Source organism: Leifsonia stereocauli (assembly GCF_038432415.1).
GTDB lineage: Bacteria > Actinomycetota > Actinomycetes > Actinomycetales > Microbacteriaceae > Orlajensenia > Orlajensenia stereocauli.
Window position 1 is genome coordinate 647,885 of the sequence record NZ_JBCAUN010000001.1, and the last position, 20,545, is coordinate 668,429.

Genomic DNA, 20,545 nt, shown 5'->3' on the forward strand with positions numbered 1-20,545 from the left:
GTGCCAGCAACGCGTCCGGGGGAGACGTTTATTCGTCGACCCGCTCGGCTACAGTCGGCCCTGTGACGGATTCCGCGCTGACGCTCATCATCCTGGCGCTGGCCGTGATCGCCTTCATCAGCGGACGCATCCCGACGGGCCTCGTCGCCGTCGGCGTCTCGCTCGCCCTCCTCGCGACGGGCGTCCTCGACCTGCCGCAGGCATTCGCGGGCTTCGCCGATCCTGCCGTCATCCTCATCGCAGCCCTGTTCGTCGTGGCCGAGGGACTCGACGGCACAGGGCTCACGGCGTGGGCGGGCCAGCAGCTCGTGCGACGTGGAGGCGGCGACGTGCGTAGGCTCACGGTGCTCGTCATGGTCGTCGTTGCCGTGCTCTCCGCCCTCATCAGCGTGAACGGCGCCGTGGCCGCTCTGCTGCCCGTCGTCGTGGTCATCGCATCGCGCATCCTGGTGGCGCCGGCGAAGCTGCTGCTGCCACTGGCCTTCGGCGCACACGCAGGGTCACTGCTCACTCTCACGGGCAGCCCGGTCAATGTTCTCGCCTCGGAGTACGCCGACGATGCGACGGGGCATCCGTTCGGCTTCTTCGACTTCGCCGTGGCTGGCCTGCCCATCGTCGTCGGATCGGTCCTGCTCGTGCTTCTGGTGCAGCGATTCGTCATCCCCGCCCGCACCCCGGCCACGATGCCTCGCGACCTCAGCGATCAGGCTCGGGTTCTCCTGCGCGATTACCCCGGACTGCGAACGGATGCCGCACAGCCGCCGCTGCTCGATGCCGAGTCCGGCGTCGCCGAGGTGCTCGTGCCTCCGCGGTCGGCGTTCGTCGGAGCGACGGTGTTCCCCGGCATGGTGACCGAGAGCGGCGACCTGGTCATCCTGGCGGTACAGCGCGCCGGCGAGCACCTGGAGAACGGCGACATCGTGCTCGAGGTGGGCGACGTGCTGCTGCTGCAGGGCGACTGGGACGCCCTCGACGTTAACCTCGCCGACCCGGCAGTCGTCGTGGTCGACGCGCCGAACGCGGTGCGCCGTCAGGCCGCTCCACTCGGCCGTCGCTCCTGGACCGCGCTGGTCATCCTCGTGCTCATGGTGGTCGCGCTCGCCACGGGCGTCTTCCCGCCCGCGGTCACCGGCCTGCTCGCCGCCGGGGCGATGGTGCTCACCCGCACCGTCACCGTCGAGCGGGCGCACCGCTCCATCTCCTGGACGACGCTGCTGCTCGTGGCCGGCATGATCCCGATGTCGACGGCCATCACCCAGACCGGCACCGCCGAGATGATCGCCACAGGGCTCATCGGCATCGTCGGCGACTCCGGTCCGCTCGTCGTGCTCGGCGCGCTCTGCCTGGTCGCGCTGGTGTTCGGGCAGCTCATCAGCAACACCGCGACGGCGCTCATCATCCTGCCGATCGCCATCTCGGTCGCGACGGAGATGCAGGTGTCGCCGCTGCCGTTCCTCATGGCCGTCGCCGTGGTGTCGGCCGCAGCTCTCCTCACTCCCGTCGCCACTCCGGCGAACCTCATGATCCAGGGTCCGGCCGGCCTGCGCTTCGGCGACTACTGGAAGCTCGGGCTGCCCGTCATGGTGGTCTTCTACGCCGTGGCCATCGGCATCGTTCCGCTGGTCTGGCGGTTCTGAGGGGCACGAGCACTCTGTCGAGCCGATCGCTCACTCCCGAACGACATCACCGGGATTCTTGTCGGAACGGATGCCGCGCCACGTCGGATGTCGCAGGCTCCCCGTGCGCGTCCACCCGGCGAACTCCACCTCGCCCACGAGGGTCGGCGTCACCCAGTGCGCGTCACCGGAGTCCTCGCGCGGCACGCTGATGAACGGGTTCTCGGTCTGGGCGAGCGGCTCGAGGAGCTTCATGACGCGCTCGAGATCCTGGTCGCGCAGGCCGCTGCCGACGCGGCCGACGTAGCGCAGGCCCTCGGGGGTCGGCAGGCCGACGAGCAACGACCCGAAGGTCCCCGCGCGGTTGCCCTTGCCCGTGCGCCAGCCGCCGATCACCACCTCCTGGGTGCCGAGATGTTTGATCTTGATCCAGACGCCCGAGCGCCGACCCTCCTCGTAGGGGGAGCCGGTCTCCTTGGCGACGATGCCCTCGAGCCCGAGGTTCCTGCTGAACTCGATGGCGCTCCCGGCGTCGCCGTCGAAGGCGTCGGGAACGGCGATGGGCGAGCCCCGTGGCGCGTCGATCACCTTCGCGAGCTGCGTGCGCCGGGTCGAGTACGAGTGAGCCGTGAGGTCATCGCCGTCGAGCTCGAGCACGTCGAACAGGAACAGGCGCACGGGGCGCCGCTTCCTGGCCGCCTCGATCTCGCCGGGCTTGACGAGGTTCATGCGCTCCTGCAGCAGGCCGAAGTCCGGCCGACCCGAGGCATCCGTCGCCACGATCTCGCCATCGAAGACCCCGGAGCGCACGTGGGCTACATCGGCCAGTGCGATGAGCTCGGGATAGGCCGCCGTCACGTCGTTGCCGTTGCGCGTCATGAGGCGCACGGCGTCACCTTCGACGGAGGCGATGGCACGGATGCCGTCCCACTTCATCTCGATCGCCCACTCGGGGCCGTTGCCCAGGTCGGCGAGGGAACCGGCCCGCGCGAGCATGGCCTGGTGCGCGGCCGGCGGCACCGGGGCGTACCGGCGCCGGGCCGCGGGGGAGTAGTGCGGGGTCGTGGACTTCATGCGGTGCAGCAGCCAGTTGGACTTCGCACCGCCGCCCCCACCGCTTGTCCCGTCGCCTCCAGAGCCGGTTCGGATGAGCGCTATGCGCACAGGCTCACCGAGCCCACCGGCGGCCGACCCCGTCAGCGTCACGATCACCTCGTCGTCGCGCCACTTCTCGAGCTCGTAGCTGCCGGAATCCCAGATGCGCATGGTGCCGGCGCCGTACTCGCCAGCGGGGATCGTGCCCTCGAAGCCGCCGTACTCGAGGGGGTGGTCCTCGGTCTGCACGGCGAGGTGATTGCGCCCGGGGTCGGCGGGAACTCCCTTGGGCACGGCCCAGCTCACCAGCACTCCGTCGTGCTCCAGGCGCAGGTCGTAGTGCAGCCGGCGGGCGTGGTGCTCCTGGATGACGAAGCTGCGGCCGTCGGTCTGCATGCCCACGGCATCCGGAACGGGCTCGGGTGTCTTCGCGGCGTCGCGCTTCGCCCTGTACTCGCTGAGTCGATCGCTGCCGGATGCCGCAGTCGCGGTGGCGCGCTCGCCCTGCGTGGCGGCATCCGGAACCGGACCGACGCCCGCATCGATGGCGGCCAGCGCATCGCCACCCTTCGCCACCCTGGAGAGGACCTCGTCGTACTCGAGCTGGGCGAGGCTCGGCGACGTCAGCTCCTTCCAGGTGCGCGGAGCGGCGACGGTCGGCCGGAAGCGCCCCCGGAGGGAGTACGGCGCGATCGTGGTCTTGTTGCCGTTGTTCTGGCTCCAGTCGACGAGCACCTTGCCCGTGCGGAGCGTCTTCTTCATGTCGCTCACGACGAGGTCGGGGTGGTCGGCCTCGAGGGCGCGGGCCAGCTCGCGGGCGACGGCCGAGACCTGGTCGGAGGTCTGCCTCTCGTCGAGCTGGGCGTAGAGGTGGATGCCCTTGCTGCCACTCGTCACCGGCAGCGGGTCGAGGCCCATGCCCGTGAGGATGGTGCGGGCGAGATGCGCGACCTCGGCGCACTCCGCGAGGCCGATGCCGTCGCCGGGGTCGAGGTCGAGCACGATGCGGTCGGGATTACGGCGGGCGCCATCGGCCGTGAAGCGCCATTGCGGCACGTGGATCTCCAGGGCGGCCGCCTGAGCCAGCCAGGCGAGCACGGCCGCATTGTTCACGAGGGGATAGGTGTTGTCGTGATCGGAGTGCGGGACGTCGGCTCGCGGAACCCAGTCTGGTGTGCCGGCGGGCAGGTCCTTCTGGAAGAACGTCTGGCCAGGGGCATCCGGCGTTCCGACTCCGTGCACCCAGCGCTTGCGGGTGGCCGGACGGAAGATGACGTGCGGGAGCATCACCGGGGCGATGGCGGCGTAGTACCCGAGGACGTCGGCCTTCGTGGTGCCCGACTCCGGGTAGAGCACCTTGTCGAGATTGGAGATCTTGAGGCGGTGCCCGGCGATGCTGACGAGCTGCGAACCCGAAGCCTTCGCCATCACATCCTCCAGCCGAGCCTGTCAACCCACGCGGCAAACCTAGCCGATACGGGTGTTGCGGGTGTGTACTGGTCGGATGAGGTCCATCTGGAAGGGCGCGCTCTCGTTCGGGCTCGTCAACGTGCCGGTGAAGCTGTACAGCGCCACGGAGGATCACGACGTGGGCCTACATCAGGTCCACGACGCCGACGGCGGTCGCATCCACTACGAACGGCGCTGCGACGTGTGCGGCAAGATCGTGCCGTACGCGCACATCGACAAGGCCTACGACGACGGCGAGCGCACCGTGGTGCTCACCGCTGACGACCTGGCCGCCATGCCCGCAGAACGCTCGCGCGAGATCGAGGTCGTCGAGTTCGTGCCGAACGAGCAGATCGATCCGATCATGTTCGACAAGAGCTACTTCCTCGAGCCCGACGGCGCTTCGCCCAAGGCCTACGTGCTGTTGCGCCGCACCCTCGAGTCGACGGATCGCACGGCCATCGTGCGCTTCGCCCTGAGGCAGAAGACACGACTCGCAGCCCTGCGCGTGCGCGGCGACGTGCTCGTGCTGCAGACGCTGTTGTGGAGCGACGAGGTGCGAGAAGCGGCGTTCCCGGCGCTCGACGAGACCGTGCGCATCTCGAGCAAGGAACTGGAGCTCTCCTCCAGCCTCGTAGACTCCTACGCCAGCGACTTCACCCCGGACGAGTTCGTCGACGAGTACCAGAAGGAACTGCGCCTGCTCATCGAGCGCAAGCTCGAGCAGGGTGACGCCATCGACACCGAGGCGACGTTCGGCGAGGTCCCCGAGAAGGAGGAGGGCGGCGGCGAGGTCATCGACCTGATGGACGCCCTGCGGCGCAGCGTCGAGAGCGCGCGCGGGTCGAAGTCCGGCGATGCCAAGAAGGCCACGGGCGCTGCTGCGAAGAAGAGCGCGGGCTCGCCGACCAAGGCCCCCGCGAAGAAGTCGGCCTCGAAGAGCTCCGGCACCAGCTCGGCGAAGTCGTCGGGGAAGGCATCCGCGAAGAGCGATGCCGAGACGGATGCCGCCCCCGCGCCGAAGCGGAAGGCGCAGTGAGCCGGCGAACACGGGAACGGCGCAGTGGGGTCGTTCGATGGTGCGCCTGAGGCACGTCGAGCCGTACACCAGTCCCGGCTACACCCGACGACGCTCAGGGAAGGGCTTCAGGTATCTGGATGGTGCGGGACGCACCCTCGGGTCCGAAGAGCGTGCACGCGCCGAAGCCCTCGTCATCCCGCCCGCCTGGACTGACGTGTGGATCGCCGATCGGCCGAACGCGCACATCCTCGCCGTCGGCGTCGACGATGCCGGGCGCCGGCAGTACATCTACCACCCCGACTGGACGGCCGCCCGTGACGCCGTGAAGTTCGACCGCATGCGCGAACTGGCGGCCGCCCTGCCCGTTGCGCGCGGGCGCGTGACGCGGGACCTCGCCATCGAGGGGCTCTCGCGGGAGCGCATCCTCGCCACCTCATTCCGCCTGCTCGACCTCGTAGCCGTGCGGGTGGGAGCCGAGGCGTACTTCGAGGCGAACGGAAGCTTCGGCCTGTCGACGCTGCTGGTGCGTCACGTGAAGCTCGACGGCGAGGTCATGCGCCTGGCGTTCCCGGCCAAGAGCGGCCAGAGGATGCAGGCCGAGGTGACGGATGCCGCCCTCGCCGCGGTCTCCGCCGAGCTGCTGGGGCGCACCCCGCGTTCCCGGTACCTGGCGTGGCAGGACGAGAACCGCTTCCGGGCTCTCGGTGGAGCGCAGATCAACGAGTACGTGCGCACGGCCACCGGGGGAGACTTCACGGCGAAGGACTTCCGCACGCTGCGCGGCACGATCGCCGCAGCCTCGGCGCTCGCGGCTGCCGGTCCGGCGTCATCCGAGAGGGAGGCGAAGCAGGCCGTGCGCGCTGCGGTGGTCGCGGCATCCGAGGTTCTCGGGAATACCCCGACGGTCGCGAAGGGCAGCTACATCGACCCGACGGTCATCGACCGCTATCTCGCAGGGGAGACCATAGCGCTGACGGGCTCGCCAGAGAACGCCCTGCTGGCTCTGTACGAGCGCGACTGAACCGGCTCGTTCAGGGTTCGGGCGAGCGGGCGTCAGGCGCTCAGCGAGTGCTGGACGTAGGCGTCCTCGTAGCCGCCGAGGCTGCCGATGAAGGAAGCCTGTCCGGGGTTGTAGGGCAGGCCGGGGAAGGCGGGGGCGCCGGGATAGGCCGGGTATCCACGCGAGGTGTGGCCGTAGGCCCGCACCAGGCGGTCGTTGACGATGGTGCCCAGATAGTCGCCATCGGGGGTGACGGCCTCGGCATCGCCCCAGGGGAACCAGCCGATCCACTCACCAGTCGGATCGAAGAGATACGTGCTCTCGGTGGTCGCCCTGAAAGCGATCCAGTCGCCGGAGAGGTCGTAGAGGTACTCGGTCATTCTGATTCGCCTTCGTTACGCGTTTCGGGTCGCGGGAGGTGAATGAAGTAGGGGGTTCAATCAGGAGAATCATGCCGCCCGAACTGGGGCGGCGCAAGCATTTCCGCCATATTTCCTCCCATCGAGTCGGGAATTCATCAATTCCCTCGTCCGAGGGGCACGAAATCGTCCTTTTCCGGCCGCGGATGCCTGCCAGTCGACCCGCCGGCGTAGGCACCCCTGTCGACCGATGGTCGAGCGGCCCCGACCCAGCTCCGCTTTCCGTTGGTCGAGTTGCTCCCGAGTGCTGCGAGGACGCGTACCGATACCTCTCCCACCCGACCGCCCACACCTCATTCGCGGGGATGTAGTCAGCCTCCGATTCCGCCTCTGATCGGGACTCCTCCCCAGCCAACAATCGCGGAATGTTGTCCCATTTCGCCCCGTGAGACCCCTAGTTTTGAGACAATTGAGTCATGCCCGCACCGGCTCTGTTGCTCACCGGATTGACCGCCACTCTGGCGTCTTCCGGGGTGTGCGCGGCCACGTTCGCGGGGCTGGCCGATGACGAGCTGCTGTCCACCCAGGCGGCCTCGGCGACTGCACGGCACGAGGTCGACCGCATCTCTGCCTTGGCGGCAGCGGTGATCGCTCGCCGCTCCACTCCGGAGCATGGTCTGGGCTCGTTGGCTCGCCGGTCGGGGTTCGCCGACGCCGACACGTTGTTGGTGTCACTGACGGGGTCGACGAAGGCTGAAGCGCGCTCGCTGGCGCGGGTGGGTGAGATGATCGCGGTGACGGATGCCGCTGGTGACCTTGCCGCCGCCCGCGACGCCGACCCCGACCTCGCCGCCGTGGTGCCGCCGGTCGAGGCCCCCTGGTACGCCGCTCTGGCCGTCCTGGTCACTGCGGGGCGGCTCACCGTGGCTGTGGCCGATGTGATCCAGGCCGGTCTCGGCGAGGTCACCGACGCGGTCACCGCCGACGACCTCGAAGCGGCCTTGGCTGCACTGCTCACCGAGCTGCTCGGGGCGGATGGCACCCACCGGGTGCATGTGGCCGAAGCGCGCAACGCCGCCCGTGCAGCCCGAGACCTCATCGACACCGCCGGGGTCGCTGTCCGGGAGGCTGCACTGCGGAACAAGCAGTACTGGCGGCAGTGGATCGGCCCCGACGGCATGTACCGGGGTGAGTACGCCCTGGACCCGGAGAACGGTGCCCTGCTGCAGAGCGTCCACGACCAGTTGACCCACCCACGCCGGCAGCCCGACCCGAAGAAGCGTGCCTTCGGGGCAGCACCGGTCCGGGATCCGTTCGTCGACCGGTCCATCCGGGAACGCGACGCTGCCGAAGGACTCGTCCAGCTGGTCAGGGCTGGCGCATCCGTCGACCCGATGCGCCTCCTCGATACGGAGACCCCGTCGGTGCGGGTCGTCGTCAACGAGCAGGCGCTGCGCACCGGGTCCGGGTTCGCTGCCATCGAGGGTCACCCCGGCGCTGTCTCCCTGGCGACCATCGAACGGGGGTTGTGCGCCGGCTACCTGCCCGTGCTGTTCAGTGCGACCGGGCAACCGCTGAACCTCGGCCGTGACGAACGACTGTTCAATCGAGCGCAACGCCTCGCGATCAGCATCCGCGACGGCGGATGTCTGGAACCCGACTGCGACCGACCACCCTCCTGGACGGAAGTGCATCACATCCGGCATTGGAAACGCGACCACGGCAACACCGACGTCGCCGACGGCATCCTGTTGTGCCGCCGGGGTCACCTCCGCGTCCACAATGAGGGTTGGGAGATCACCCGCGACCAGCACGACCGGTACTGGCTGATCCCACCGCCCCTGATCGACCCGACCCAGACGCCCCGGCTGATGAAACCGAAAACGAGGGCCGAGATCACCCACCCCGTCACCCTCCCTGCCGAGCCCCACCTCCGCCCGCTGAGGGCCGAGCGCAGCGACCGCCCGAAGCGCGCTCCAGTGGTGGTCGCTACTGCCCGCGCCCCAGAATCCGGCTCAGAGATCCAGGGTGTCGCCGGGCTCCAGCGCGTGGAACTCGCCGCCGCCCTGCTCAACCGCCCACGTCAGTCGCGCGTTCGACATGTCCTTGCCGGCGCGCGAGAGCACCATCTCATGGGTGGGGAACACGTGCTTCGGCGCGACGGCCACGACGTAGTCCATGACATCGCTCACCTTCATCCACGGAGCTCCGGCGGGGGCAGCGAGGGTGTCGACGGCAACGCCCTCCGGAATGGTGAACGAGTCACCCGCGTAGTAGAGGGTGTCGTTGACGAGCACACCGACGTTGTCGATCACGGGGATGGACGAGTGGATGACAGCGTGCTTCTCGCCGAAGAATCGCAGCGTGAAGGCTCCGACCTCCACAGTGTCACCGGCGGCCACGAGCTCGACAGCGAAGTCGCTCACTGCAGCGACGACGCCGGCCGGACCGAAGATCCGCACGTCGGGATTCGCGTCGACGATGCGCTTCAGCTGCTCGGGAGTCCAGTGGTCGGGGTGCTCGTGCGTGATGACGATCGCCACGGTTCCCACCGATTCGGTGATGGCAGTCGTGAACGAGCCCGGGTCGATGTAGAGCCTGTCGCCGTTCTGCTCGAGGACGAGGGCGGCGTGTTCCAGCTTGGTCAGTCTCATGCTCCGAGCCAACACCCCGGGAGGCATCCGTGCAACACGCACCGCCGGTGATTCGGCTCCGAGCCCCGCGGCACCCCATAATCGCCGTATGAGTGCTGCCTCGGCGTTGCGGATCACCGTGGCCATCAACCCCAATGCGTCGTTCGGTCACAACCGCGAGGTCGGTCCGCGCGTGGTCGAGGCCCTGATCGCAGCCGGCCACGACGTCGCGATGCTGCGCGAGCCGAACTTCGAGCTCCTGCGTCGCGAAGTGGCGCACGCAGTCGAGGCGGGAACGGACGCACTGGTCGTCGTCGGAGGCGACGGCATGGTCTCGCTAGGCACCAATCTGGTCGCCGGTACTGCCATCCCGCTCGGCATCGTCGCCGCAGGCACCGGCAACGACATGGCCCGGGGCCTCGGACTCCCCGTGGGCGACACCGACGCAGCCATCCGCACCCTTCTCGACTCCCTGCACCGCGACCCCCGGGTGATCGACGCGGCACGCGTGCGACACGGCGATCTCACCACCTGGTACGCCGGCGTGCTGTCGGCAGGCTTCGACGCGGTGGTCAACGAGCGCGCGAACACAATGACCCGGCCACGGGGATCGAGCCGTTACATCCTGGCGCTGCTGCGCGAGCTCCTGACGCTGAAGCCCGTGAGCTACATCCTCACCATCGATGGCGCCGTGCGTGAAGTCGAGGGCATGCTCGTGTCCATCGCCAACAACGTGTCCCTCGGCGGCGGAATGAGGGTGGCTCCGGATGCTCTCCTCGATGACGGCCTGCTCGACGTCTTCATCGTCAAGAAGCTCTCCCGTCTCGAGTTCATCCGCGTCTTCCCGAAGGTCTACTCGGGCACGCACACCACGCACCCCGCCGTGGAGATCCTGCGTGCGACCTCCGTCCGAATCGAGACGGTCACAACGATCGTCGCCTACGCGGACGGGGAGCGTGTCGGGCCGCTCCCCGTCGACATCACTGTCGTCCCGGGAGCCCTCCGCATGCTCGTCTGAGCACGCCCGTCTCGATTTGGAATGACGCAAACCGTGTGGCATACTTTTCAAGTTGCAAAAACGGCCCCATCGTTTAGCGGCCTAGGACACCGCCCTCTCACGGCGGCAGCACCGGTTCAAATCCGGTTGGGGTCACAATCGACCAGAACCCCCGGCTCCGCCGGGGGTTCTCGTCTTTAAGGCGTCGATCGACCCGCGTATATTCCGAATGCAAGATGCGCAGGCACCGCTATCTCGTCGTATTCGAAAAGACACATATGGGCCCCGTGGCGATCCACCGCGAGGCCCATCTTCGTGTGGGGCTCAGTCGCGTGAGCTGAGCAGCGCGTCGTACCGGTCGTCCGATTCGCGGATGCCGGGAGCCGAGTCGTGCGCCCGAGAGGGGAGCGCCGGCGGCAGCGGCACGACGACGCCGTCGTGGGTCTCCCCGGGCGAGACGTGGTGGTACGACATGCGGTCGATCCAGGCCAGAGCCAGCGCCGACAGGATGAAGACCACGTGGATGATGACCTGCCACATGACGCCGGTCGGCGTGTAGTTCTCGCCCTCGCCCAGGTCGTTGCCGGAGCCGGTCTCGGTCATGTCGCCGACCTCGATGAAGGTCTTAAGCAGATGGATCGAGGAGATGCCGATGATGGCCATCGCCAGCTTGACCTTCAGCACGTTCGCGTTCACGTGCGAGAGCCACTCGGGCTGGTCGGGGTGGTCATCGACCTTGATCTTCGAGACGAAGGTCTCGTAGCCGCCGATGATCACCATGATGAGCAGGTTGGCGATCATGACGACGTCGATGAGGCCGAGAACGGCCAGCATGATGTTCGCCTCGGTGATCTCGGCCGTGTGCAGGAAGACGTCCTCGGCGAGGTGCCAGAGCTCGATCATGAACACGACCACGTAGATGGCCTGCGCCACGATGAGGCCGAGGTAGAGCGGGGCCTGCAGCCAGCGGCTGAAGAAGATGAGATAGCCGATGCCGTTCGTCCAGGTGGACGTCGGATAGGGCCGGGTGTTGCGGGGCTGCGGGGGCATGGCGTTCACGTCTTGTCTCCTGGAAGGTCCTCGTTCCCGCCATGCTATCGAGGCCGGTCCTGCGCAACAGCCGTGAACGGGAACGGGCCGGTGGTCGGTTAGGCTGAACGGGCGAAGGGGAGTATCCCACCTCGTCGGGTCCGTCATCACGGGTGGCACTGAAGCCGCCCCGGATCCGATGGCATCGAATACGATGCGGGAGAGACTTTCAGCGGTTCGTCCTCCCCTCTTCTGCGAAAGGCCCCCCATGGAGTCTGCCCTTCCCGTCTGGTTCGAGATCACGTCGCTCGTCGTGATCACGATCATCCTCGTCGCCGACCTGCTGCTGGTGATCAAGCGGCCTCACGTGCCGTCGTTCAAGGAAGCGACGCTGTGGGTCGTGTTCTACGTGGCGCTCGCGCTGATCTTCGCCGGCCTGATGTTCTGGCTCGGCGACGCCCAGCACGGAAGCGAGTTCCTCGCCGGTTGGCTCACGGAATACAGCCTCTCGATCGACAACCTCTTCGTCTTCGTCGTGATCATGGCGCGCTTCGCCGTCCCGAGGAAGATCCAGCAGGAGGTGCTGATGGTGGGCATCATCATCGCGCTCATCCTGCGTCTGATCTTCATCCTGTTGGGCGCGGCCCTCATCGAGAACTTCAGCTGGATCTTCTACATCTTCGGTGCGTTCCTGCTCTACACGGCGTTCAACCAGGCGTTCGGCAACCACGAGGACGACGGTGAGGAGAGCGGCCTCATCAAGATGATGCGCAAGCGGGTCGACATCGCGCCCGACTTCGACGGCATCAAGCTGCGCACCGTCGTCGACGGCAAGAAGCTGTTCACCCCGGTGCTCATCGTCTTCATCGCCATCGGCACGACCGACCTCATCTTCGCTCTCGACTCCATCCCGGCGATCTTCGGCATCACGCAGTCGCCGTTCATCGTGTTCACCGCGAACGTCTTCGCCCTGATGGGTCTCCGCCAGCTCTACTTCCTGCTGGGCGGGCTGCTCGAGCGCCTCGAGTACCTCAAGTACGGCATCGCCTTCATCCTGTTCTTCATCGGCGTCAAGCTCGTCTTCCACGCCCTGCACACGAATGAGCTGCCCTTCATCAACGGCGGCGAGCACATCGACTGGGTTCCGGAGATCGACACCTGGACATCGCTCATCGTGATCATCGCCTCGATGGCCGTGGCGACGATCGCGAGCCTGGTCAAGGCGCGCGTGGATGCGAAGAAGCGCGGACACAAGTTGATGGACGAGGTGCCGCACTTCACCGAGGAGTAACGCTCGGTTCCGCCGGTGTACTCTGATGGGGTGCAGTGCCCTCAGCTTCTTCTCGGGTGCCGTGACGAGACCTCGTTCTGACAGGCCTTCCTCGTCGCGGCGTTTCCCGTTGGCTGAATACCGATCATGGAAAGTGCATCAGCAATGAACGCGAACACCTCTGACATCCTGCCTCCGCGCACCCTGGCCGAGAAGGTGTGGGATGCCCACCTCGTCTCGAAGGGCGAGAACGGTGAGCCGGACCTCATCTACATCGACCTGCACCTCGTGCACGAGGTCACCAGCCCGCAGGCCTTCGACGGGCTGCGGATGGCCGGCCGTCCCGTGCGCCGCCCCGACCTGACCATCGCCACCGAGGACCACAACACCCCGACCATCGGCATCGACAAGCCGATCGCCGACCTCACCAGCCGCACGCAGATCGAGACCCTGCGCCGCAACTGCGCCGAGTTCGGCGTTCGCCTGCACTCCCTCGGCGACATCGAGCAGGGCATCGTGCACGTCGTCGGTCCGCAGCTCGGCCTCACGCAGCCCGGGATCACCGTCGTGTGCGGAGATTCGCACACCTCGACCCACGGCGCCTTCGGTGCGATGGCGTTCGGCATCGGCACCAGCGAGGTCGAGCACGTGCTCGCGACCCAGACGCTGCCGCTGAAGCCGTTCAAGACGATGGCGATCACCGTGGAGGGCACCCTCCGCCCCGGCGTGACCGCGAAGGACATCATCTTGGCGGTCATCGCCAAGATCGGCACCGGCGGTGGCCAGGGCTACGTGCTCGAGTACCGCGGCAGCGCCATCCGTGCCCTCTCGATGGATGGCCGCATGACGATCTGCAACATGTCGATCGAGGCCGGTGCCCGTGCCGGCATGGTCGCTCCAGACGACACCACCTTCGACTACGTCAAGGGCCGGGCCCACGCACCGGAGGGGCAGGACTGGGATGACGCCGTCGCGTACTGGCGTACCCTCGCCACCGACGACGGGGCCACCTTCGACGCCGAGGTCTTCATCGACGCCGACGCGCTCGAGCCCTTCGTCACCTGGGGCACGAATCCGGGTCAGGGCGTCTCTCTGAGCGACACGGTCCCGAACCCCGTCGAGATCGAGGATCCGCACGAGCGGGCAGCCGCCGAGCGCGCGCTCGAGTACATGGACCTCGCCGCAGGCACCCCGCTCAAGGACATCGCCGTCGACGCCGTGTTCATGGGCTCGTGCACGAACAGCCGCATCGAGGACTTGAGGGCCTTCGCATCCGTCATCCAGGGCAAGAAGAAGGCGGATGGCGTACGCGTCATGGTCGTGCCCGGATCGGCGCGCGTGCGCATCGAGGCCGAGGCCGAGGGCCTCGACAAGATCATCACGGACTTCGGAGCGGAGTGGCGCTTCGCCGGCTGCTCGATGTGCCTCGGCATGAACCCCGACCAGCTGGCACCGGGGGAGCGCTGCGCGTCCACCTCCAACCGCAACTTCGAGGGACGCCAGGGCAAGGGTGGCCGAACCCACCTGGTCTCGCCGCTGGTGGCTGCTGCCACTGCGATCCGCGGCACCCTGTCGAGTCCGTGGGATCTGCAGACCGAGGGAGAGGTGCGCTGATGCAGAAGTTCGAGAAGGTCACGGGCATCGCCGTCCCGTTCCGTCGCTCCAACGTCGACACCGACCAGATCATCCCTGCCGTCTACCTGAAGCGCGTCACCAAGACCGGCTTCGAGGACGCCCTCTTCGCCGGTTGGCGCCAGGACCCGGAGTTTGTGCTGAATCGCCCGGAGTACCAGGGTGCCCGCATCCTGATCACCGGACCCGATTTCGGTACGGGCTCGTCCCGAGAGCATGCGGTCTGGGCACTGCGCGACTTCGGTTTCGACGTCGTGCTGAGCCCCCGATTCGGCGACATCTTCCGCGGGAACTCGGGCAAGCAGGGCCTGCTCGCCGGAGAGGTGGCCGAGCCGGACATCGAGGCGCTGTGGGCGATCATCGAGGCGCAGCCGGGAATAGAGCTGACTGTCGATCTGGTTGAGCGAAAGGTCACGGCCGGGTCGCTCAGCGTCCCGTTCGAGATTGACGATTACACTAGGTGGCGGCTCATCGAGGGTCTGGATGACATCGGACTGACCTTGCGAGATGCGGATCGGATCGATCGATTCGAACAGACCCGCGAGAGCTGGCGACCGCGAACACTGCCGGTCAAGCAGTCATAGAGCTGGAGAAGCATTACTTGAACACACTCGGCGAAGACGCACGCAACCACGGCACTGCCGTTGGGCTCAGCGTCGATCAGATCACGATCAACGGTGGAAAGCCGCTGCGTGGTCGGATCGAACTGAAGGGGGCTAAGAACCTCGTCACCAAGGCGATGGTCGCAGCAGTCCTCGGGGAGACCCCCAGCGTCCTGAAGGACGTTCCGAACATCAGCGACGTGCGTATCGTGCGCGGCCTGCTCGAGGTGCACGGCGTACGCGTCGTCGAGGGCCTCGAGGAGGGTGAGCTGATCTTCGACCCCTCCAACGTCGAGAGCGCGCATTTCGCCGACATCGACGCCCATGCCGGTTCGAGTCGCATTCCGATCCTCTTCTGCGGCCCCCTCCTGCACCGTCTCGGCGAGGCGTTCATCCCCGACCTCGGCGGCTGCCGCATCGGCGACCGCCCCATCGACTTCCACCTCGAGGTGCTGCGCAAGTTCGGCGCCATCGTGGAGAAGCTCCCGAGCGGCATCCGGATGTCTGCACCCAACGGACTCAAGGGCGCCAAGGTCGAGCTGCCCTACCCGAGCGTCGGAGCCACCGAGCAGGTGCTGCTGACCGCGGTGCGTGCCGAGGGCATCACCGAGCTCAAGGGCGCCGCCATCGAGCCCGAGATCATGGATCTCATCAACATCCTGCAGAAGATGGGCGCGATCATCACGGTCGACACCGACCGCGTCATCCGCATCGAAGGTGTCGAGCGTCTCGAGGGCTACACGCACCGCGCCCTCTTCGACCGCAACGAGGCAGCCAGCTGGGCCTCCGCCGCGCTGGCGACAGACGGCGACATCTTCGTCGGCGGAGCCCGCCAGTCCGAGATGCTCACCTTCCTCAACGTCTTCCGCAAGGTCGGCGGGCAGTTCGAGATCCACGACGACGGCATCCGTTTCTGGCACCCCGGAACCCCGCTCAACCCCGTCTTCATCGAGACCGACGTGCACCCCGGCTTCATGACCGACTGGCAGCAGCCTCTCGTCGTCGCCCTCACCCAGGCGCATGGCGTGTCGATCGTGCACGAGACGGTCTACGAGCAGCGCTTCGGCTTTGTCGACGCCCTCGTCGAGATGGGCGCCGAGATCCAGGTGCACAAGGACTGCCTCGGCGGCCAGGCGTGCCGTTTCGGCCAGCGCAACTTCCAGCACTCGGCGATCATCTCCGGCCCGCGCAAGCTGCACGGCGCCGACATCGAGGTCCCCGACCTGCGCGGCGGCTTCAGCCACCTCATCGCGGCCCTCTCCGCCGAGGGTCCCTCGACGGTCTCCAACGTGGGCATCATCGCCCGCGGCTACGAGAACTTCATCGGAAAGCTGCAGCAGCTCGGAGCCGACTTCGTTCTCGAAGGATAATAGGGGGATGCCCAGCACCACCTCGCCGACGAGACGCGCGCCCCGGGAGTCCCGCAAGCCCGGGATCTTCTGGCTGCTGGCGGCCATCGCGCTGCCTCCGATGAACCTCTCGATCAAGTTCACCTTCCACAACGCCGAGAAGCTCCCCGCCGAGGGAGCCCTCGTGCTCTCGCCGAACCACTACAGCGAGATCGACCCCCTCGTGATCGGCGTCGCCGTGTTCAAGCAGGGGCGTCAGCCGCGTTTCCTCGCGAAGGCCTCGCTGTTCTCGGTGCCCGGCATCGGCGCTCTGCTGCGCTGGTCGGGCCAGATCCCGGTGGAGCGGGCCGGCGGCAACGGTCACCAGGCCCTGCGCGCCGCTGAGGACCTCGTGGAGAAGGGGCGCCTCGTCGTCGTCTATCCCGAGGGTTCGCTGACGCGAGACCCCGACCTGTGGCCCATGCGCGGCAAGACCGGCGCCGTGCGCATCGCCCTCGAGCACGACATCCCCGTCATCCCGGTGGCCCACTGGGGCACCCAGGCGCTGATGCCGCGCTACGGCAAGAAGCTCGTGCTGTTCCGCCGCAAGCCCATTCACGTGTCGTTCGGCGACCCCGTCGATCTCGACGACTTCCGGGGTCGCCCGCTCGAGCCGGCCGTGCTGGCCGAGGCGACGAATCGGGTCATGGATGCCGTCACGGCCCTGCTCGCGGAGCTCCGCGGCGAGCCCGTCCCCGTCGAGCGCTGGGACCCGGCCACGCACAAGCAGACCGAGACCGGCCGCTTCGATGGCTAAGCCGCCGAAGCCCTCCACCGTCAAGCGCGGCACCCGGGTCGCAGTCCTCGGCGCCGGCAGCTGGGGCACCACCTTCGCCAAGATCCTCGCCGACGGCGGCGCCGACGTCATGATCTGGGCGCGTCGCCCCGAGCTGGCGCGCGAGATCCAGGAGGCCAAGCGCAACAGCGACTACCTCCCCGGCATCAACCTGCCCGTCTCGCTGCGCGCCACGTCACGCCTCGACCTCGCCCTCGCGGGTGCCGAGCAGGTCTTCCTGGCGGTGCCCAGCCAGTCTCTGCGCGAGACTCTCGCGGCGGCCCAGCCGCATCTCGGAGCCAACGCGATCGTCGTGTCGCTCATGAAGGGCGTCGAGAAGGGCACGGACCTTCGCATGAGCCAGGTCATCGGCCAGGCCCTGCCGATCCCGGCGGAGCAGATCGCCGTGGTCTCAGGACCCAATCTCGCCCTCGAGATCGCCAAGGAGCAGCCGACGGCGGCCGTCGTCTCCTCCACCAGCCTCGAGACGGCCCAAGCCGTCGCCAAGCTGGCGAGCACGGGATACTTCCGCACGTTCGTCAACACCGACGTCATCGGCACGGAGTTCGGCGGGGTGCTCAAGAACCTCATCGCCGTGGCCATCGGCATCGTCGACGGCGTCGGCTACGGCGAGAACACGAAGGCGTCGATCATCACCCGCGGCCTGGTCGAGATGACGGACTTCGCCGTGGCGCACGGTGCCCAGGTCGAGACGCTCTCCGGCCTCGCCGGCCTCGGCGACCTCATCGCCACCTGCCAGTCGCCGCTGTCGCGCAACAACACGGCCGGGCGCCTTCTCGGGCAGGGGCTCTCGATGGCCGACGTCACGAAGCAGATGAAGCAGACCACCGAGGGATTCGCATCCGTCGGCCCGGTTCTGGAACTGGCCAAGGCGAAGGGCGTCGACATGCCCATCGTCGAGCAGGTACGTCAGGTGCTGGCGGGTACGCTCAAGCCGGCCGACATCGCGCCCCACCTCACAACAGACTCGGACGAGCCCCAGGGCGAAAGGAATCTCGATGACGCACAAGCTCAGGGTGGTGCTGCTGTTTGGCGGTCGGTCAAGCGAGCATTCCATCAGCTGCGCAACGGCGGGGGGAGTTCTCTCGGCGATCGACCGTGAGAAGTACGACGTCATCCCCGTCGGCATCACCCGCGACGGAGCCTTCGTTCTCGAGTCCGATGACGCCCACCGCTTCGCCCTCGACCCGCAGGCGCTGCCCGAGGTCATCGACAACGGCACCCGTATCACCTGGCCCGAGAGCGCTGCCACCCGCGAACTGCGGGTGACGGATGCCGCCGGCGAGCGCTCGCTCGGCGACGTGGACCTGGTCTTCCCCATCCTCCACGGCCCCTTCGGCGAGGACGGCACCCTCCAGGGCATGCTCGAACTCGTCGGCCTGCCCTACGTGGGCTCCGGGGTCCTCGCGAGCGCGCTCGGCATGGACAAGCACTTCACCAAGCTGGTCCTGCAGCATGCAGGCATCGAGGTCGCCCCGTGGCGCACCATCACGGCCCAGGAATGGGACCGAGACCCCGCCGCCGTGCGCTCCTCTGTCGCCGGCCTCGGGCTGCCCGTCTTCGTCAAGCCCGCCAGGGCAGGATCCAGCGTGGGCGTGAGCAAGGTGTCCGAGCCCGACGAGTTCGACGCGGCCCTCGCGACGGCCTTCGCCGAAGACGACAAGGTGCTCGTCGAGACCGGCGTCGTCGGCCGCGAGCTCGAGATCGCCATCCTCGGAGGCGCCCACGGCGAGAGCCCGCGATCCTCCGTCGCCGGGGAGGTCATCATGTCGGGGCGGGAGTTCTACGACTTCGAGGCGAAGTATCTCGACGCCCCCGGCGTGCAGCTCACCTGCCCGGCGGACCTCCGCGAGGAGCAGCTCGCCGAGATGAGCGAGATCGCCATCGCGGCGTTCGAGGCCATCGGTGCCGAAGGGCTGTCTCGGGTCGACTTCTTCCTCACCGATGCCGGCTTCGTGATCAACGAGATCAACACGATGCCCGGCTTCACGCCCATCTCGATGTTCCCGACCTGCTGGTTGAACTCGGGGCTCAGCTACCCCGAGCTGATCGACGAGCTCATCCGTGTCGCCGTGGCGCGCGGGGTCAGGGTCGGCTGACGCGGTCGAGACCGTGCACGCCGGATGCGGTCAGCCGGCCGGCGTCGGAGTGCTGGTCGGTTCCGGCACATCCGTCACGTCGGTGCACTGCTCCGTCGACTCGATGACGGAGACCGCCGAGGCGAGGTCGGCCAGGGTGGTCGCTCCGCTCACCCTGTCGTAGTCGAGGATGACCTCAACGGCCGGGGTGCGACCGAAGGTCGTGAAACGGTAGTTCGGCGCGTCGGAGTCGTCCTGGATCCAGTCGACGCCGTTCACGCTCACGCACTCGTCCGTCGTCGGGCCGGGCGCGGGAACGCCGCAGCGCAGCAGCACCGAGGCCGGGTCACCCCACGCTCCGGTGCCCTGGGCGCCGGTCTCCCGTGCCGCCTGGTCGGCGACGGTGGTGGGTAGGCGCACGACGACGTCTGCGCAGGCCGTGTTCTTCGCATCGGCTGCAGGCTCGAGCGAGACGGCTGATGCGCAGCCCGTGAGGGTGACGGCGGCGAGGACGAGGGTGCAGGGGAGCGCCGCGGAACGCAGCGCAGAACGGAGTGACATCGCTTTCAGGCTACCGTGTGGGGAATGACTGAAGCTTCGAGCCCGACCGTCGGCGAGCTGAGTGAGCTGGCCGTGCTCGCCCGGATCTTCCCGCGGCTTCCGGACGCTGATGCGGCCATCGTGGGGCCGGGTGACGATGCCGCCGTGCTCTCGGCCCCGGATGCGCGCTTCGTCGTCACGACCGACATGATGGTGCACGGACCCGACTTCAGGCTGGCCTGGTCGACCCCGTTCGATCTCGGCTGGAAGGCCGCAGCCACCAACCTCTCCGATGTTGCCGCCATGGGGGCGGTGCCGACGGCCCTGGTCGTCGCACTCGCCGTACCGCCGTCGCTGGCCGTCTCCGTGATCGAGGGCTTCGCCGACGGACTGCGTGCGGCCTGCGAGGCTCTGGCGCCCGGCTGCGGCGTCGTGGGCGGCGACCTCTCGGCATCCGACACCTTCACCGTCGCCGTCACGGCGTTCGGCGACCTGCAGGGCCGGGCTCCGGTGCTGCGCTCCGGAGCCCGCCCCGGCGACGTCGTGGCCCTCGCCGGGGAGCTCGGCCTCGCCGCGGAGGGGCTCGGCCTGCTGTTCCGAGCCGGAGTCGACGAACAGGGGCGGCCCGACGCCGCACGGGCAGCAGAGCTCCGCCTGCGGCATCCGTCGGCCGTCGATGCCCAGCTCGCCCCACGCCCGCCCATCGGAGCAGGTCCCGTCGCCGCGATCGACGGTGCGACGGCCATGCTCGACGTCTCGGACGGGCTCTCCCTCGACGCGGCACGCATCGCTCGGTCGAGCGGCGTCGGCATCGACTTCGACTCGGAGACACTGGGCGACGACATCGAGCGTGCGCTGGACGGCGGCGAGGATCATGGGCTGCTCGCGACGTTCCCGCCCGGAGCGGTCGTGCCGCCACCCTTCCGCATCATCGGGCGGGTGACGGAGGGCTCGGGCACGGTGAGCGTCGACGGCACGCCTCACGCCGCAGTCGGGTGGGACCCCTACAGCGGCTGGGACGGCGCCGCGGGCTGAGCCGG

At 68.0% G+C, this 20,545-nt stretch carries 17 protein-coding genes, 1 tRNA gene and 1 pseudogene; 14 read left to right on the plus strand and 5 right to left on the minus strand.

Annotation, left to right across the window (positions count from 1 at the left end; genetic code table 11):
- Positions 1 to 62 precede the first annotated feature (62 nt).
- Positions 63 to 1,637: an SLC13 family permease gene (locus AADV74_RS03230; RefSeq protein ID WP_342111758.1), complete on the plus strand. Its 1,575-nt coding sequence runs from the start codon at positions 63 to 65 to the stop codon at positions 1,635 to 1,637.
- Between the two features lie 30 nt (positions 1,638 to 1,667).
- On the opposite strand, the gene AADV74_RS03235 is transcribed toward AADV74_RS03230, so the two are convergent.
- Positions 1,668 to 4,139: an ATP-dependent DNA ligase gene (locus AADV74_RS03235; RefSeq protein WP_342111760.1), complete on the minus strand. Its 2,472-nt coding sequence runs from the start codon at positions 4,137 to 4,139 to the stop codon at positions 1,668 to 1,670.
- A gap of 76 nt (positions 4,140 to 4,215) precedes the next feature.
- Between AADV74_RS03235 and ku the strand changes: the two genes are divergently transcribed.
- Positions 4,216 to 5,199 carry a non-homologous end joining protein Ku gene (ku, locus tag AADV74_RS03240; protein ID WP_342111762.1) on the plus strand — a complete coding sequence of 328 codons (984 nt, stop codon included), beginning with the start codon at positions 4,216 to 4,218 and terminating at the stop codon, positions 5,197 to 5,199.
- A 37-nt stretch (positions 5,200 to 5,236) separates the two neighbouring features.
- On the plus strand, positions 5,237 to 6,202 hold the full coding sequence (locus AADV74_RS03245; protein ID WP_342111764.1) for a DNA topoisomerase IB: 966 nt from the start codon (positions 5,237 to 5,239) through the stop codon (positions 6,200 to 6,202).
- 32 nt (positions 6,203 to 6,234) lie between these two features.
- Here the strand turns inward: AADV74_RS03245 and AADV74_RS03250 are convergent, their stop codons facing one another.
- Positions 6,235 to 6,561 (minus strand): hypothetical protein, encoded by a 327-nt coding sequence (locus AADV74_RS03250; RefSeq protein ID WP_342111766.1) that lies wholly within the window; start codon positions 6,559 to 6,561, stop codon positions 6,235 to 6,237.
- A gap of 764 nt (positions 6,562 to 7,325) precedes the next feature.
- Here AADV74_RS03250 and AADV74_RS16905 point away from each other — a divergent pair.
- Positions 7,326 to 8,267: pseudogene (locus tag AADV74_RS16905) on the plus strand (HNH endonuclease signature motif containing protein); the annotation flags it as partial.
- A 288-nt stretch (positions 8,268 to 8,555) separates the two neighbouring features.
- On the opposite strand, the gene AADV74_RS03260 reads toward AADV74_RS16905, so the two are convergent.
- Positions 8,556 to 9,194 (minus strand): MBL fold metallo-hydrolase, encoded by a 639-nt coding sequence (locus tag AADV74_RS03260; protein ID WP_342111769.1) that lies wholly within the window; start codon positions 9,192 to 9,194, stop codon positions 8,556 to 8,558.
- Between the two features lie 88 nt (positions 9,195 to 9,282).
- Here AADV74_RS03260 and AADV74_RS03265 point away from each other — a divergent pair, with 88 nt between their 5' ends.
- Positions 9,283 to 10,191 carry a diacylglycerol/lipid kinase family protein gene (locus AADV74_RS03265; RefSeq protein WP_342111771.1) on the plus strand — a complete coding sequence of 303 codons (909 nt, stop codon included), beginning with the start codon at positions 9,283 to 9,285 and terminating at the stop codon, positions 10,189 to 10,191.
- Positions 10,192 to 10,253: 62 nt separating this feature from the next.
- Positions 10,254 to 10,326, plus strand: a tRNA-Glu gene (locus AADV74_RS03270).
- Between the two features lie 168 nt (positions 10,327 to 10,494).
- On the opposite strand, the gene AADV74_RS03275 is transcribed toward AADV74_RS03270, so the two are convergent.
- Entirely contained in the window at positions 10,495 to 11,220 is a 726-nt protein-coding gene (locus AADV74_RS03275) for a TIGR00645 family protein (protein WP_342113088.1), read from the minus strand.
- Positions 11,221 to 11,467: 247 nt separating this feature from the next.
- Here AADV74_RS03275 and AADV74_RS03280 point away from each other — a divergent pair, with 247 nt between their 5' ends.
- From AADV74_RS03280 to AADV74_RS03310, 7 genes are all read left to right on the plus strand, one after another.
- The gene (locus tag AADV74_RS03280; RefSeq protein ID WP_342111774.1) at positions 11,468 to 12,490 is read left to right on the plus strand and encodes a TerC/Alx family metal homeostasis membrane protein; all 1,023 of its coding nucleotides are present in this window, start codon (positions 11,468 to 11,470) and stop codon (positions 12,488 to 12,490) included.
- A 126-nt stretch (positions 12,491 to 12,616) separates the two neighbouring features.
- Positions 12,617 to 14,083 carry a 3-isopropylmalate dehydratase large subunit gene (gene leuC / locus AADV74_RS03285; RefSeq protein WP_342111777.1) on the plus strand — a complete coding sequence of 489 codons (1,467 nt, stop codon included), beginning with the start codon at positions 12,617 to 12,619 and terminating at the stop codon, positions 14,081 to 14,083.
- Complete coding sequence (gene leuD / locus AADV74_RS03290) at positions 14,083 to 14,685, plus strand: 3-isopropylmalate dehydratase small subunit (protein ID WP_342111778.1); 603 nt, start codon at positions 14,083 to 14,085, stop codon at positions 14,683 to 14,685. The genes leuC and leuD overlap by 1 nt, the downstream gene beginning before the upstream one ends.
- 17 nt (positions 14,686 to 14,702) lie before the next feature.
- The gene (gene murA / locus AADV74_RS03295) at positions 14,703 to 16,073 is read left to right on the plus strand and encodes a UDP-N-acetylglucosamine 1-carboxyvinyltransferase (RefSeq protein ID WP_342111780.1); all 1,371 of its coding nucleotides are present in this window, start codon (positions 14,703 to 14,705) and stop codon (positions 16,071 to 16,073) included.
- Positions 16,074 to 16,080: 7 nt separating this feature from the next.
- Positions 16,081 to 16,848, plus strand: a complete 768-nt coding sequence (locus AADV74_RS03300; protein WP_342111782.1) for a lysophospholipid acyltransferase family protein — start codon at positions 16,081 to 16,083, stop codon at positions 16,846 to 16,848.
- Positions 16,841 to 17,989, plus strand: coding sequence for an NAD(P)H-dependent glycerol-3-phosphate dehydrogenase (locus AADV74_RS03305; protein ID WP_342111785.1), 1,149 nt, complete (start codon positions 16,841 to 16,843; stop codon positions 17,987 to 17,989). The genes AADV74_RS03300 and AADV74_RS03305 overlap by 8 nt, the downstream gene beginning before the upstream one ends.
- Complete coding sequence (locus tag AADV74_RS03310; RefSeq protein WP_342111787.1) at positions 17,886 to 18,986, plus strand: D-alanine--D-alanine ligase family protein; 1,101 nt, start codon at positions 17,886 to 17,888, stop codon at positions 18,984 to 18,986. Before AADV74_RS03305 ends, AADV74_RS03310 begins: the two co-directional genes overlap by 104 nt.
- Before the next feature lie 30 nt (positions 18,987 to 19,016).
- Here AADV74_RS03310 and AADV74_RS03315 read toward each other — a convergent pair whose 3' ends face one another.
- Complete coding sequence (locus AADV74_RS03315) at positions 19,017 to 19,526, minus strand: DUF3515 family protein (protein ID WP_342111790.1); 510 nt, start codon at positions 19,524 to 19,526, stop codon at positions 19,017 to 19,019.
- Positions 19,527 to 19,550: 24 nt separating this feature from the next.
- On the opposite strand from AADV74_RS03315, the gene thiL reads away from it, so the two are divergent.
- On the plus strand, positions 19,551 to 20,540 hold the full coding sequence (thiL, locus tag AADV74_RS03320; protein WP_342111791.1) for a thiamine-phosphate kinase: 990 nt from the start codon (positions 19,551 to 19,553) through the stop codon (positions 20,538 to 20,540).
- Positions 20,541 to 20,545: the final 5 nt, after the last annotated feature.